The 15,554-nt window shown below is 44.4% G+C and carries 16 protein-coding genes; 14 read left to right on the top strand and 2 right to left on the bottom strand.

Going from position 1 to position 15,554, the window contains the following annotated elements; all coding sequences use genetic code 11:
* Nucleotides 1-133: 133 nt before the first annotated feature.
* From BTJ40_RS06280 to BTJ40_RS06255, 7 genes are all read left to right on the top strand, one after another.
* Nucleotides 134-562 carry an MAPEG family protein gene (locus BTJ40_RS06280; protein ID WP_108732286.1) on the top strand — a complete coding sequence of 143 codons (429 nt, stop codon included), beginning with the start codon at nt 134-136 and terminating at the stop codon, nt 560-562.
* Between the two features lie 91 nt (nt 563-653).
* Nucleotides 654-1,034, top strand: a complete 381-nt coding sequence (locus BTJ40_RS06275; protein WP_108732285.1) for a hypothetical protein — start codon at nt 654-656, stop codon at nt 1,032-1,034.
* Between the two features lie 93 nt (nt 1,035-1,127).
* Nucleotides 1,128-1,463 (top strand): hypothetical protein, encoded by a 336-nt coding sequence (locus BTJ40_RS22210; protein WP_157953922.1) that lies wholly within the window; start codon nt 1,128-1,130, stop codon nt 1,461-1,463.
* A gap of 124 nt (nt 1,464-1,587) precedes the next feature.
* Complete coding sequence (locus tag BTJ40_RS06270) at nt 1,588-1,914, top strand: hypothetical protein (RefSeq protein ID WP_108732284.1); 327 nt, start codon at nt 1,588-1,590, stop codon at nt 1,912-1,914.
* Nucleotides 1,915-2,041: 127 nt separating this feature from the next.
* Nucleotides 2,042-2,287, top strand: coding sequence for a VF530 family DNA-binding protein (locus tag BTJ40_RS06265; protein ID WP_108732283.1), 246 nt, complete (start codon nt 2,042-2,044; stop codon nt 2,285-2,287).
* 187 nt (nt 2,288-2,474) lie between these two features.
* Nucleotides 2,475-2,711, top strand: coding sequence for a hypothetical protein (locus tag BTJ40_RS22705; protein WP_108732282.1), 237 nt, complete (start codon nt 2,475-2,477; stop codon nt 2,709-2,711).
* Nucleotides 2,708-3,013 (top strand): hypothetical protein, encoded by a 306-nt coding sequence (locus BTJ40_RS06255; RefSeq protein WP_108732281.1) that lies wholly within the window; start codon nt 2,708-2,710, stop codon nt 3,011-3,013. Before BTJ40_RS22705 ends, BTJ40_RS06255 begins: the two co-directional genes overlap by 4 nt.
* Before the next feature lie 309 nt (nt 3,014-3,322).
* On the opposite strand, the gene csrA is transcribed toward BTJ40_RS06255, so the two are convergent.
* Nucleotides 3,323-3,511, bottom strand: coding sequence for a carbon storage regulator CsrA (gene csrA / locus BTJ40_RS06250; protein ID WP_108732280.1), 189 nt, complete (start codon nt 3,509-3,511; stop codon nt 3,323-3,325).
* 874 nt (nt 3,512-4,385) lie between these two features.
* On the opposite strand from csrA, the gene BTJ40_RS22205 reads away from it, so the two are divergent.
* Nucleotides 4,386-4,541 (top strand): hypothetical protein, encoded by a 156-nt coding sequence (locus BTJ40_RS22205; protein WP_157953921.1) that lies wholly within the window; start codon nt 4,386-4,388, stop codon nt 4,539-4,541.
* On the opposite strand, the gene BTJ40_RS06245 is transcribed toward BTJ40_RS22205, so the two are convergent.
* Nucleotides 4,538-5,581, bottom strand: a complete 1,044-nt coding sequence (locus tag BTJ40_RS06245) for an AraC family transcriptional regulator (protein WP_108732279.1) — start codon at nt 5,579-5,581, stop codon at nt 4,538-4,540. The genes BTJ40_RS22205 and BTJ40_RS06245 overlap by 4 nt on opposite strands.
* 178 nt (nt 5,582-5,759) lie before the next feature.
* Here BTJ40_RS06245 and BTJ40_RS06240 point away from each other — a divergent pair, with 178 nt between their 5' ends.
* The 6 genes from BTJ40_RS06240 (at nt 5,760) to BTJ40_RS23050 (ending at nt 15,167) form a co-directional block, all read left to right on the top strand.
* Nucleotides 5,760-7,676: a DUF3604 domain-containing protein gene (locus BTJ40_RS06240; RefSeq protein ID WP_108732278.1), complete on the top strand. Its 1,917-nt coding sequence runs from the start codon at nt 5,760-5,762 to the stop codon at nt 7,674-7,676.
* Between the two features lie 103 nt (nt 7,677-7,779).
* The gene (locus tag BTJ40_RS06235) at nt 7,780-8,694 is read left to right on the top strand and encodes a peptidyl-prolyl cis-trans isomerase (protein ID WP_108732277.1); all 915 of its coding nucleotides are present in this window, start codon (nt 7,780-7,782) and stop codon (nt 8,692-8,694) included.
* Entirely contained in the window at nt 8,684-9,745 is a 1,062-nt protein-coding gene (locus BTJ40_RS06230; protein WP_157953920.1) for a HupE/UreJ family protein, read from the top strand. The genes BTJ40_RS06235 and BTJ40_RS06230 overlap by 11 nt, the downstream gene beginning before the upstream one ends.
* Nucleotides 9,746-10,033: 288 nt before the next feature.
* On the top strand, nt 10,034-10,492 hold the full coding sequence (locus BTJ40_RS06225) for a GNAT family N-acetyltransferase (protein WP_108732275.1): 459 nt from the start codon (nt 10,034-10,036) through the stop codon (nt 10,490-10,492).
* 745 nt (nt 10,493-11,237) lie between these two features.
* Nucleotides 11,238-14,255 carry a thrombospondin type 3 repeat-containing protein gene (locus BTJ40_RS06220; protein ID WP_108732274.1) on the top strand — a complete coding sequence of 1,006 codons (3,018 nt, stop codon included), beginning with the start codon at nt 11,238-11,240 and terminating at the stop codon, nt 14,253-14,255.
* Between the two features lie 462 nt (nt 14,256-14,717).
* Nucleotides 14,718-15,167 (top strand): MFS transporter, encoded by a 450-nt coding sequence (locus BTJ40_RS23050; protein WP_157953918.1) that lies wholly within the window; start codon nt 14,718-14,720, stop codon nt 15,165-15,167.
* The last annotated feature ends 387 nt before the right edge of the window (nt 15,168-15,554 follow it).

The following is a 15,554-nucleotide window of genomic DNA, read 5'->3' as shown; positions in this document are numbered from 1 at the left end:
ATCACAGACACATTACTGCGGGACTTTGGCCCTTCACGGGATGGCCTACGCGATGCTCCAACAGCCCATTTTTGTAGCCGTTATCCCGCGTTCAGCTCTCTAACATCAGTAAATAATAAAAAGGAATCAACGGATGATTGAAAGTGCCCAAATAATTCAACCTGTAATTGCCTTGATAGCTTGGTCAATGGTTATGTGGTTGTGGATGTACGCAACACGATTGCCTGCAGTAAAGAAAGCTAAATTAAAGCTTGATCCGAATGCTCCTCGCGGAGAGCAAATGTCAACCCTGCCTCCCCATGTTCGTTGGAAAGCTGATAATTATAATCATCTGATGGAGCAACCAACTATTTTCTATGCATTGGCAATATCACTTGCAGTCCTTGGCGCAGGAGATGACATAAATTTCATTCTGGCATGGGCATATGTCGGTATTCGAGTAATTCATAGTATTGTGCAAGCAACCTTCAACAAAGTTGAAATCAGGTTTTTAATATTTGCTCTATCAAACATTCCATTATTAGCCTTAACAGTAAACGCTGTGCGAACCACATTTATGTAATAAAACCAGTAGGCATAACAAGACGTCGGCGTTCGATAGCAAGCTGCCCGGGACGCCTACGGCACCCTACAACTTCATGTTAGCGCCTTATATGAAAGCACATATACCTTATGAAGAAAGATCCGGAAGAAAGCCGGATTTTGTAGTCAAGTACAAGATAGACCTTTCTGAAGAGAATAAAAATGTCAAGCCGGGTCAAGGAATGAGAGTGGATTTTCTATATGACGGGGATGATCCGCAAGTTGAAGGTATACACATGATCTGGCCAGAGATTCTTGATGAAGATGGCAGAGTCATAAGAGATGCTACTCCAGGTAATATTCCTAATGAAGGATTTGCCAATATGTGGATATTAAGTGAAGAGCGCCGTGAGTATCACCATAAAAGGCTTAAGATTGGTACAAAAGGGACTTGGTGGCGTGGTGGTCGCATTGCTAATGTCACGGTAGTTCAGATCAATGCTGTTAAATAGTACTTACAAATTGTGGCACAATCGCCCACAAAGGATACAGGCTGGACTCGCTACACGTCGTTCCAGTCGCCTGCGTATAAGGCGTTAAAAGTTATGAAATTAGTCGCAGCATTAATTTTGACTGCTCTATCTTCTAGTGCCTTATCATATCAGGCACTTTCAACGGCTGTCAGATCTCTATTGGAGTCAGGGAGTACAGATAGCTTTGTTCACGTCAGAAACAGCACACACTCAGAATTCAACAAGCGGCGAAACATTGGCTCGTTATGCACCCTCAACATTCTCGAAGGTGATGCCAAACAACCAATAGGTGATGGTAACGCTAGCAATCATGCTCTCATTACCTGCCCTGGCTTTAGAGCTCTCGGCATTCGTTTAAAACCTGAAGAGTCTGGCAAATACCATATATTGGGTTACTGGTCCCAGTAAGCTTTTAACAAGTTGCTGAATCCCACTACCTATACTCCGTTCGCTTTGTGCTGTACGCTACGCTAGCACAAAGCGGCTCCATTCCAGAGGCACCTGTGCAAGGCGTTATGCGTAAGGAAAAATCGTGGATGTAACTACACTGAGAGAAAAGCAGGAAGAGTTTTTTCAGTCAGGTAAAATCAACAAGGCTGAATTCAATGAGCTGTCATCGATTCACCAGAGGATATCTGAAATATCATCGAAGACTGAAATGAGCCCAGAGGAAGCTGAAAAGATAGGTGAACTATTGCAATCTAGCTCAAATATTCTATTAAAAGATGCTATCGAAACAGATTCCACCTTTACTCAAAAGTTAACAAAACGAAGTAATCAAAGGTTCAAACAATGTATCACTATATTACTTATATCCACATTTATTAGTATATCAATTATAATTATTAAAGGGCTTTAAACACATAATAAGTTTATGGAACGGACTTGCAAGCCTGTCACCTAATTTTATTTGCGATTAGGTACCAACTTCATCAGCCCATGTTCACGGCATTATGCGTCATTAAACATAGAGTATTAATTGAAGAATGAGTAAAGAACAACCAAATAATCCGCTACATAGTATTACTCTTGAGAAAGTTGTTACACGTTTGCAAGAGCATTATAGCTGGGATGGTTTGGCAGATAGGATTAATATCAATTGCTTTAAGAGCGACCCATCAATTAAGTCTTCGCTCAAGTTTTTACGTAAAACCCAGTGGGCGCGAGATAAAGTCGAGAATCTGTATATCTCAACGTTTGAAAATAAATCTCCTTGGGCTAATCGTAAATAAGCACTATTTGGTAAACACATAGATGTCATTGTAATTAGGCAGGGACAGACGCATAAATCGGGTAGCCGGTAGTTTCTAGCTACCGGCCTCCACACCACCCACCGTGCCGGTCCGTAATGGCCGGTTCCCTATCCGCTGAATCTCTACCCAACGAATGGGACTATCGTTTTCGGCTCATTGGCATCATTTGAAGGATCAGTACAAACTTAAAAAGAAACATGCCAAAGGTAGTCCAGTTGATGTATTTTGGGTAGTAGAAAAATGTGATCTACCAGAAGGACTTGAATTTGTCGCTGACGAGAGGGATAAACAGCATTATTTCTTGACGGTCACTCGCAAAATGACCACAGCCCAATTACATCAAAAGCTGATTTGGCTTGCTGACAGAATGTCGATTATTAGGGAGGCACAAGACGTTCTATGATCAAATATAGATTCGAAGAAGAAAAAGATATTATTCTTCACTACGCAAACTTCCTCAACGATCAAAAAACAAGCCTTATAATTTCTAAAGGTATGGTTTCTGATAGAGGCGAGGCGTTTTATTTAGCAAAATTCTTCTGGTCTATGGTTGACTTATCTGTAGAGGATATAGAGGAAGGAAGATTGGTTTGTGGCTATAAAGATCTTGCGGCTTGGAACGAATACATAATGAACTCCCTACGTTCATATTTACGGTCAAGTGGCTATGCAGATGAATGGGAAAGAGCTACGGACCAATCTTAAATTGGGTAACCGGTAGTTTCTAGCTACCGGCCCCCACACCACCCATCGTGCGGGTCAGAGATGGGCAGCTCCCAATCAGCAATGAATCTCTACTCAACAATACTGTCGAGCAGCTTTTCATTTGAGTTTGAACGATCATGGACGCCCATAAATTAGGCACCTATGGCATATTGGTAGGTCGGCCCAACACTAATCCTTTAATTACATCCAGCAAATAGGGGTAACCAGCAAAGGCACCCTATATCAAAACCGCTACCATCATGGTTTTGACATGGATGCTTTGGGAAATCCGTAGCCACAGCGGGACTATCAACGATCTCCTCTTCCGAGTGCCCGCTCCCTTTGTACACGTATATATATTTCTTCACGGTGAACAGGCAGGGATTTGGGGGCAAGTATGCCTATCTTCACTTGATTACCTTTAACTTCCAGTACGGTAATTGAGACATTTGCTCCAATCCTTAAGTTTTGACCCGTCCGGCGCTTTAAGATCAACATATTTTTTTCCTCTGAGATTCAAACCATTTGTAGGCCACCCTTAGTGGAAGGCTTTATAGGTAACTTTTTGAGGAAATATGAGGGGGTGCACGAGAACGGTAGGCATAGAAGAAGAAAAGGCGAGCACTACGCTCCCATAGCTTGGAGAACCTCTCCAAACTGCTCAATACTCTCCAGTTTATTGAAGACGAGCGGGTTTCTAGCGTATGATACATATAGCCATTTTGATAGTTCGGTTATCAATTTGGTTAGCTGGCCCTGGGTGTTCCACCACCTCGGGTCAGCGCCTTTTACTTTCTTTTACGTCACAATACCGCTCTCCTTTGATAGGTTGATTTTAGAAAATTATTGACTCAGTTAAACTTCTTTGGTAGCTGGCGTTTTAAAATGCGGCTCAACGCCGACCAAAATACCAATAAGTATCCATTGATTTTACGCAGCTTTGACACTAAAACAAACTTAATAAAATCCAATAAGATTATTTTTGTGCCTATATTTTTTAACTTTACGCTTTGAATAATCTGAGTTATTCACAAAACAAACCATTTATTCTGGTGCTTTTATTAAGCTCACTCGAAAGAACTCAGAAGAATAGATCTTCAATACTGCTACTTACCATAAGTCCCTTCTGTTATCAGTCAAAGTTGCTTAAGTATTTTTGGGGATTTTAGGTGGCCATCCTAGAAGGGATAGTAATGGCTTTATTTTTACAATTCTTAAGAGATAGAATTTTTTGATGCGCCCCCTAAAAGTTCACCTCACTCAAAGAGTAAAGATGAGCGGGGCCCAAATAGAATTGCAGGCATTATTCGTGTCCCCCTATATTTCGCTGCGGCTTTATTCCTATTTTACTTGACCGCAAGCGGGGGAATTAATGGGTATCGAGAGAATTCCTGACAGAAATAAGAGCCCCTATAACTGGTGGGTCGCAACAATTACAGAGAGGTTTCAATTTGATGATGAGGAACTCGACAATATGCGCCGGCGCTGCCGGGTATTCTCACATGTTGTGATATTAAATCGCTCTTAATCTATACAGCTTTCTGTTGAAACATCTCTACTATGCTTAGTCCGAAACTCTCGTGGAGATTGTCCAGTCCATTTTTTAAAGCTTCTGGAAAAACTACTGGTATCTCCGAATCCCAGTTTGTAGGCGATTGATGTGATCGGGGTATCGTTTTGCTTAAGGTACTGCACAGCCTGATACTGGCGTATTTCATCTAGAACAGTCTGATAACTGGAACCTCTTTCTTTTAGTTTTCTATACAAACCACGACAACTAATACCAAGCTCCTTGGCCACAACCTCTTGTGAAAAATTACCTGTAGCCATCAGATCAACAAGCACTCTACTGGTCATACTGACTATGTCATTCTTCTTCAAACGCTCCAAATAACCAATTAGGGCTTGCTCGTTGACCCTGACCAGCTCATCGTTTCCCGAAGAGAGCTTTCGATCAACAAACTCTTGTTTAAATCTAATCTCACAAATGTCTGCCGAAAAGTTAATTGGGCACTTATACATCAATTGATGCCGCTCAAGGGTGGCAGGTCTGGGCCTCTCCAGATTAATAGAAATCAAATGATGATGTACATCGGGGCATATCTTTCTTATGGACTTTATTAGCAGAGCCATAAAGGCATCTATAGCATGGATGCTTGGCTCATATGGAAAATCGTCAACTTTTTCCCAGGATACTATTACTTGCTGCTGTTCATCATGAACATTGATTCGCATAGCGGTGGTAACCACTTCTGAGAATCGAGCAGATCTCAGTAAACTCTCCCTGATGGAGCTACTGGCCAAGTGGGCATAACTCAGGGCATGAAGGTTTGTATGATTCACATACTTAGTGACTTGCAGGCCGATACAATCATCACCTGATATAGATTCAGCGAGCCCCCATAGTTTTTTCATATTCTCTAAAGGAATTCTCTGGTTCGCATCCACTATGCATTTAGGGTCAATTTCTGCACGCTGCAAAATTTCTTGGGTAGAACAGAATGGTTTTAGGGCCTCAATAATAGGTAATACCCAAGTTGCAATGGTCGTGTGTCCATACTCAGCCATCTACAAGTGTGTCCTAATTGATCAAGAGATTGGCTTTATTTGCAAAGAAACCTAAAAGCCAAATGATTAGCATCTAATCAATCACTTCCTTATTTACCAAGATTATCCTAACGATCCTGACATGTTAAGAGGATCTAGTCACCTAAAAGATAGCCAACCGACGTTGGTAATTGGAAATATGAAAAATCCCATAAAAAGAATAGCACGTCTGGTAGGGGTTACATTATCCATCACTCACCTAAGTGTTACTGCTAGTGAGCCCACTCAGGTTTTCTGGGGAGATATGCACCTACATACCTCCTACTCATTCGATGCCTTCTTAAGTCAAAATTATTCGGCAACTCCGGACACCGCTTATCGGTGGGCCAAGGGGCAGCCGGTTATTCACCCCTACACTCATGCAAAAGTACGTATAGACACCCCGTTGGATTTTCTCGTGGTTTCAGATCACGCTGAAGGGCTGGGAGTTATGAGGGCAGTGGTGAATGAAACAGATGAGCTCGACAGCGATATGTCCTTATACCAGTCAATGATGCGCTGGTTTGCCAAGCAGCATATTAGATATAAAGTCTCAATAAATGAAGGTATGGATATTTTCAATGAGTTACTGCCCAAAAAGGCGCTAGACACAGTAGCTCCCGCTGACCCTGTCCAGGACCCAGCTAACACGCCCCCTGAGCCCGTTCTTGGAGATCTGGATAAGACCCGGACAAGCGCATGGAGTGCAATAGTCGATGCCGCAGAGCGCCATAATAACCCGGGCACTTTTACCAGTTTTATTGGCTGGGAATGGAGCTCAACACCAACCGGGGCCAACTTACACCGGGTGGTTGTCTCTCCTGATGGGGCGGAAAAAGCTAAGCAGTATCTTCCTTTTGGGTCTGATCAGAGCCAGTACCCAGAAGATTTGTGGCAGTGGTTAGATGAGACATCTAAACGAACTGGCAGTGAATTCATTGCGATCCCCCACAACTCCAATGTGTCCAAAGGTTATATGTTTGCAGAAACCACTCTGCGTGGTGAGCCAATTGATACACAGTATGCGCGTACACGCATGCGCTGGGAGCCCCTGGTTGAAATAACACAAATTAAGGGGGATTCAGAAACCCATTCAACGCTTTCCCCGGACGATCCTTTCGCAGACTTTGAGAATTATCCATTCTACCTACAAGCTGATCCGGAGTCGTACCGTGTCGCTAAAGGTGATTTCGTCCGATCCGCCTTACGTACAGGGCTGGAAATGCAGAAGAAAATTGGTGTAAACCCTTACAAGCTGGGGTTTGTAGGGTCCACAGATTCACATACGGGTATGTCAACTGCTGAGGAGAACAACTTTTGGGGCAAGTTTGCTCATGACTCAGTACCAAGCGGCAAGCGAACTAACACTGTCATTGGCGGAACCAAGGCTACAGGTTGGAACATGTCCGCTTCTGGACTCGCCGCCGCTTGGGCAGAAGAAAATACCAGAGAAAGCCTTTTCGCTGCATTTAAACGCCGTGAAGTATATGCCACTACAGGTCCTCGAATTCAGGTGCGCGTCTTTGCAGGCTGGAATTTTCCTAAGCACGCTATAGATGCTGAAAATATTGCTGAACTAGGTTATTCCCATGGAGTACCTATGGGGGGTGATTTAGTCAAACCACAAAGAACTGACCAACCAATTCAGCTACTTATACGCGCGACAAAAGATCCTAAAGGGGCAAATCTGGATCGAATTCAGGTTGTTAAATCTTGGCTGGACTCAACAGGAAAAAGCCATGAAAAAATATTTAATGTTGCCTGGTCTGGGGAACGCACGCTTAATAACCAAGGGCAGCTAATGCCTGTGGGGGACACGGTAAATCGAGAAACGGGGCAATACACCAATAACATTGGCTCCATAGAGTTATCAACCCTATGGCAAGATCCAAAGTTTAATATGAACGAAAGAGCCTTTTACTATGTTCGGGTATTGCAAATCCCTACTCCACGCCATTCACTCTACGATGCAATAGCTACAAAAGAAATCAATAATGGAAATATTCAGGTACCGCCTGAAGGACCCGCCGTTATCCAGGAGCGCGCCTATACATCCCCAATTTGGTATACCCCCTAAGACAGGCAGAAACCTCGACACCAAAGCAAGCAAATAACATATCTAAAAACGTCGTTTACGTACTGATATCAATACTGTCTGCAGGTTTTAAGGAGGAAGCTTCATGCAGCGGAAATTAGAGATTCTGAAGAGGGAGCCTCTGGTACACTTTTCTATTATCGCTTTATTGCTGTTCGTTTTCGCAGAGTTATTAATAGAGGAAAATGGAACCAACTATGAAGATACCTTGCTTATCAGCGAGGACATACTAATTGAGCACCTCCAATTCCAGAAAAAAACGTTTAACGAGAGTTTCGCACGACGTTATTGGGAGGGTTTGACTCAGCCAGAAAGGTCCAACCTCATTAATGATTACATTAAAGAAGAAGTACTTTACCGAGAAGCCCTTAACCTAGGCCTACAGAAGCATGACCAGATTATACGACGGCGCCTTATTCAAAAGCTGGACTATGTAAATGGAGGCTTTTCCAGTAACACTGACATTAGTGAAAAAGACCTGGAAAACTACTTCCAGCTTCATCACGAGAAATATCGAATTGAAGCATCTATTACCTTCACTCATGTTTTCTTTGATTTTAGACGTCACTCTAAAGAAAAGTTAGAGGAGACTGTCAAACAGAACTTGAACCACTTAATAAAGCAATCAGTTCCATTCGAGGAGTCCGCCCTCTACGGAGACAGATTTATCTTTCATCGGAATTATGTAGATCGCACTCTCCATCTAGTAGCCAGCCATTTCGGAGATAATTTGGCAGAAAGTATCTTTCAACTACCATTGAATACCTGGTCCGGTCCATTTGAATCTCCATATGGCCTACATCTAATTTTGGTTAGTGAAAACAAAACAAGCCGTCTACCCAGCTTTAGAGAAGCCTCCCCCTTAGTACTTGAGGATTATCGACGAAATAAAATGGAGAAAAACAGACAACTTAGGATACAAGAGCTGTTGGCAGGCTACAGAATAGAGAGGGATGCCTCGATACCATATGTACCTGTGGATATCACCTATGCCAACTAAAAATTCCTACAAGATCATCAAAGCCCTTCTATTCTTATTGTTACTTACAACAATTAGTAATTTTAGTTTCGCTCATGACGGAAGACCGATATACATTGAGTTAAAAGAAGTCACGGAAAGCAGATATATCCTTCGATGGAAAATCCCGCCTATCATGCAGCCAGGCACTGAACCTGAGATACACTTAAAGGGCGAATTCTGCCAAATACAACCAGAGATAACACGGCCTGCCGGACCCAATGTGAAGAGTTACCTATGCAGGAACCCCCACCCAAACAATTTTACAAGGCTATATAACCCCCTAACAATAAAAATCACATACCCCATTGCCAATCCGGCCTTATCGAGCTTAATTCATTTTGAAAAAGCAGACGGTGACACTATTAATCTCTTTAATGGCCCCAAGGTCTTAGAGATAAACTTACCCTCCCGCCTAACTATTTGGGATTATGTCAAACAATATATTGAAGCAGGCTTCTCACATATATTAGAGGGCTATGATCACTTACTATTCGTATTATGTTTAGTCTTTATCGCCAGAAACTTTAGAGGCATTTTAATAGCGATTAGCGGATTTACAGTAGGCCACTCTCTCACTCTAGGGCTCGCAAGTTTAGACTTATTCACCATAAGAGTAGATGTTGTTGAAGTGTTGATCCCATTGAGTATTATGCTGTTAGCCGCAGAAATTGTATACGCGCATAATGGACAGAGTAGAACGAGTTTAACCCGACGCTATCCTGCGATTGTTGCCACTGGCTTTGGATTACTTCACGGGTTTGGGTTTGCCAGTGCGCTAGCGGAATTAGGCCTTCCGCACAATCATAAAATTACTGCATTATTTAGCTTTAATATAGGTGTAGAACTGGGGCAGATATTATTTGTCTTGGTTTTGATTTTCTTATCATCTATAGTTCAGCGGATATTCTCGAAGTGGAAAATTACAACTTTGTATAACCAACTTCTGACACAATCAAAATACACTATTTATCTAGTTGGAATAGCCAGCGGGTATTGGACAATTGACAGGGCTCTGGGGCTAACTTCCTAAACAAGCAAAGCTTGAATCACAAAAGCTGCTTCAATACTTACTACTGGGGTAACAGGAAATAATACACCGCACTCGAGACGCTCTGTGAATACATCCCTGTAACCTCCTTATCGGCATCCATGTCCCATAGGGTCCCGATCCCAGTGTATTATTTCCTTCTCCCTTTTTAGTATAATCTGCTATTCTCACGCAATCACACAGATAAGGGCTCACAGTAGTGGGCAGATACAGGCCCTTATCAAGCTGAAGCAGCTTTCAGTTTCAAACCTATCATCACTGAAAATAAAGATGTTAAATTTTAGAAAAGCACTTATAGAAGACCTTCCTGATTTACTTAAATTTGAACAATGCATTATCGAAGCCGAAAGGCCATACAACTCATCCATTAAAGCTGAATCAGCATTCTATTATAATATAGAGAATTTGATACTATCTGATGACTCATATCTTCTGGTAGCTGAAACCGAAGATGAGATTATTGGAACTGGATATGCCCAGATACGAAATTCAAAGATATCTCTTGATCATAAGCGGCATGCTTATCTAGGTTTTATGTATGTATCACCAGCGCACCGAGGAAAGGGCATTAATTCAAGGCTAATAGAGAAATTAATTGCATGGGGAAAACAGAATGGTGTTCAAGATTTCTACCTTGACGTTTACTCTCAAAATAGCTCAGCGATAAAAGCCTATGAAAAAACCGGCTTCAAACCATCACTTATGGAAATGAAGTTAAACCTTAAATAGAAAGCCCACAACCTACAAATTCAGGTGATGACTTAGGCTCACCTGACTTACATTACGCGACTTCACAGAGCGCTCTTATAGAATAACTTAGTCGACATATTTCGAATTAAATACATAACTGCAAATGTTATGATCAATTAGGAAAAGTAAACTCCACAAAAACCCAACCTGCTACGTTTCTGGCGAGCATGCTTGAGACAAACTCAATGATAATTTTTATAAAAATCCCATGAACACAGGGAGAAACTTCCTATCTTCTCTGGTCCTTATCAGACTCACCACAAGATGAACTCCCCTTATCGCCTTCAGCCACTGCCCAATTAGAAATGGCGGGGCAACCCCTACCTTCGCAACAGTTTAATCAGGCTCAGAATCAGCTCACACTCCACAAAGAATCAAGACCAATAGAAAAGCAAACTGTCAAATTATCTATTCCGATATTTTTAATGGCGTAATTTTATCTTTACTAATTACATGCTTTATCATCCATAAATTATCCCGCCAAAATTTCGCCATTCATCACACTTTTAGTGAGAAAGAACGCATAGTTACCACAGTCATAACCGGTTATGCGCCATAACTTTAGTATTAGAAATACGTACAACCAAAACAAGGACACCTATCTAAAAATAAGCCGGAGTCTAAGAGCGCCAGCATAAATAATCATTGCAGGCGTATTTTTTATAGGTCTACCGCGCTTGTCCGACAGATAACAAAAATAGATTTTGTTCGGGAGATTATGACCATGCGTCTACCCTCGCTTATTGCGATACTATTTTCATTGGTGCTTTTAAGTGCCTGCGGTTCTGATGGAGGCCGGGGCGACGCCGCCGATGACTTGCTCCCAACCCCTGGCGTCACGGACTCAGATGGTGACGGCATCGATGATGATAATGACAATTGTCCGGCTGTTAGTAATTCAGACCAGGATGATTTAGATGGCGACGGCAGCGGTGATGCCTGTGATACTGATGACGATGGCGATTCCCACCCAGACACTTCAGACAACTGCCCACAAACCCCAAATTCGGACCAGGCCGACAGTGATAGCGACGGCATAGGCAATGCCTGTGACAGCGACCTGGATGGCGACAACGTCCCCAACGATTCTGACAACTGTCCTGCTGATTCAAATAGCGAACAGGGAGATATCGATGGCGACGGTGTCGGCGATGTGTGCGACAACGACCGCGACGGGGACAATTACACCGACAGCTTGGATAACTGTCCGGACGTAGCCAACCCAGACCAATCAGATCAGGACAATGACGGTATCGGCGACGCCTGTGACGAAGATAGCGATACTGACAATGACGGCCACGACGACGGCCAGGATAACTGCCCAGACGTATCCAACCCAGACCAAGCCGACCTTGACGGAGACGGCATTGGCGATGCCTGTGACAGCGATGACGACGGTGATGGCGTAGACGATCAAGACGACAACTGCCCAACCGCAGCCAACTCCTCACAAACCGACCAGGATGGCGATGGTATAGGCGATGCCTGCGATGACGATGCGGACAGTGACGGCATCGATAACGAAGATGACAATTGCCCATCCACCCACAACCCAAACCAAGACGATAACGACGGAGATGGCATTGGCGACGCCTGTGACAGCGACGACGACAATGACTCTGTCGATGATGAGAACGACAACTGCCCAAGCCATAGCAATACCGACCAAAGTGATATCGACGAAGACGGTGTCGGTGATGCCTGTGATAGCGACCAGGATGGTGACAGTATTGATAACGACGATGACAACTGCCCTGCTACCGCCAATTCAGACCAGAGCGATATCGATGGTGACGGGCAGGGCGATAGCTGTGACAGCGACGATGACGGCGATGGTATAGACGATAGTAATGACAACTGCCCAGCCGTAGCCAACGACGATCAAACTGATACCGACGGCGACGGCACCGGCGATGCCTGCGACAGCGATCGCGATGATGACGGCGTTGAAAATGAAAATGACAACTGCCCGCTGGTACCCAATGCAGATCAAACAGATACAGATGGTGACGGTTACGGAGATGCCTGCGATGACAACACCGATGTCGACGGCGATCAGGTACCTGACAGCGTCGACAACTGTGTACTCATCCCCAACACGGATCAAATTGATCAGGACGGCGATGGCATAGGCGATGCCTGCGACAGCGATCTGGACGGTGACGGCACCGATAACGATGCCGACAATTGCCCATCAATACCCAACTCAGACCAACTCGATACTGACGGGGATGGCAGTGGCGATATCTGTGATAGCGACGACGACAACGACGGCGTCGATGACATAGCCGATAACTGCCCCACTGCATCCAATAGTGATCAAACAGATACCGACGGGGATTCAGTCGGTGATGCCTGTGATCCAGACCTCGATGGCGACGGCATCTTCAATGACGACGATAACTGCCCCTACGTCAGCAATACACTACAGGAAGATAGTGATAACGACGGAATCGGCGATGCCTGCGACGGCGACAACGATAACGACGGAGTAGATAACGCTAACGATAACTGCCCGGATACTGCCAACAGCGATCAGTCGGATATCGATCAGGATGGCGTTGGTGATGTCTGTGACAGCGACCGGGATGGTGACAGTGTCCCGGACATTTCCGACAACTGCCCGGCTATTCCAAATGATGATCAAGCCGATCAGGACGGTGACGGCATCGGCGACGCTTGTGATGACGATAGTGACACCGACAATGATGGCCACGATGACGGTGAAGACAATTGCCCAGCCATCCCCAATCCGAATCAAACGGACACGGATGGTGACGGTATCGGCGATGAGTGTGATAGCGATGCCGATGGCGATGGCACAGACAACACCGATGACAATTGTCCACTAACGCCAAACGACCAAACCGATACTGACGGTGACGGTCTTGGGGATGCCTGTGACGAAGACCTGGATGGTGACGGCGTTAATGATGACGTCGACAACTGCCCAATGATTCCGAATCCAGGGCAAGAGGACGGCGATAACGACGGTGCCGGAGACGTCTGCGATAACGACCGCGACGATGACGGTCTTGATGATACCGCCGACAACTGCCCCGCGATTCCAAACCCAAACCAAACCGATACTGATGGTGACGGAGTGGGAGATGTTTGCGATGCAGACCTGGATGGCGACGGGATAGAAAACGATTTCGATAACTGTCCCCAGACTCACAACCCCAACCAGAAAGACTCTGATCACGATGGCATCGGCGATGCCTGCGATCAGGAATCAGGCCTGTCCTGCGCAGCATTTGAAGACCTGGAGATCGTTAACGGTGTAGATGCAGACCTGACCCACGGTATCGAACAGCCCTGCTATGGTTGCTCTATTACCGCGGTAGAACGGGTATTTAACGGCGTCCTGTCCGATGCTGCCAGAATGGAAGTTGTCAGCGGTGCAGGCGGCTCTACCCATATTCAGGTCAACCACCACTCGGTTAAAGAGGGGCGCCATGTGGTCGGCTTCCTGGTAGAGCACACCACATCACTGCTGGATATCATCTACCTGAACACCATTACAATCAGCACTTACCTGGATGGAGTAGCTACAGGGGAGTCCACTAGCGGATATCGTCTCGCTCCATTCAAAGTCAACGGTGCACGCAATCACCGCCTGCTATTAGTCACTACTAATAGTGACTTTGATCAGGTGAGATTAACGCTGGAAGGATTGAGCTTTACCAACAATCAATTGGATGTCTATCTGGCATGCGCAGCACCGGTGGGACACCCTTAACTGAAGGATAAGGATGAGATAAAAAGCCCCGGTTAACCGGGGCTTTTTATTGGCGCTCATTCACAAGAGAACTAGGGAGCCTCTGAATAATTCCGTAATGCCTCTGCGGGTCTTGAAGGCTGTAGATGTTAGGCGCAGCTCGCCGCGAATTGCCGTAGCCCTTTGCAAGAGCTGCAACGCAGCAGCTGTGGCCTTCAAGGCCCGCCCTTCGGGGCTTGCAGAGCGATTCACACTCCGCGTTGCGACTTCTTGAAAGGTCTAGACATTCCTGCGAAGCCGCGCCTTGATTGTGAACCGCTCTCCAAGCCAGAGGCATCACGGAATTATTCAGAGGCTCCCTAGATAGAAAAATTAAAAAAACTCAACCATATAAATCGTGAAACAATCAACTGCCGTCTGCTTTGAGCTACATTATTACCAAGTAGCTATGAGAAAAAATCATCCAAATTTGCTATCAATCCATTGAATAAGCACGTTAAACCCAATTTTCACTATCTCTCTTATGGCTTGGCAACCGTCAGTTATATGACGCTGATGCTATCTATGCCATTAAGCGATGCTATTACTTCAAGCTTAGGAGTTCAGAGCAGTCACATTCAATTGGGGATTAGTATGCTTTATTTAATGTTCTCAATCTCCGCTATTGTAATTAGCATCCTGTCTGACCTTTTTAGTGCTGAACGTACCTTGAAGTACGCCCAACTAATGTCAATTTTCGGACTCTTTATTATCGCAAACACACACAGTCTAACCACTTTCTACCTGGGATGTGCTTTAGTGGGAGGCGGCACAGGATGTTACTCGTCTATAGGACGCTCAGTGATGTTGCGGCACGCCCAAAATCCAGAAGCGGTTAAGAAACGAACTTCATTCATTTCATTGACCATTATTGTCGCCCCAATTTTATCTTAAATACTTGCTCGCACCTTTATTCCCATTAATTGGCGCTATGCCTACTACATAATGATAGCTATTGAGACAGCAATGTTGATTTATTCATTGATTGTACTCAGAAAAGATCGACAACCTCGCATAAATATCAAAACCATCTTAACGATATTGAAGCACTGTCTGACCACAAAAAGCTGTATCTTAAATATGTTATCCACTGGGATTGGCTATGCACTGGTTATGCAGACAATAATCGGGCATATCTACGGAATAGTAAAATACAGCGCGACACTTTCCTATAACCAAGTAAACCTGATTGTTTTTGGCCTGAGTGCGTCATATATACTCGGCATATTCTCATTCCGTACATTAGTTAACTACGACAAACTACCAATAGTGAGAATATTG

The sequence above is a fragment of the Microbulbifer sp. A4B17 genome (genome assembly GCF_003076275.1).
Lineage (GTDB): Bacteria > Pseudomonadota > Gammaproteobacteria > Pseudomonadales > Cellvibrionaceae > Microbulbifer.
Note: the sequence above shows the minus strand (reverse complement) of the source record. Positions and strands in the feature narration are given on the sequence as shown.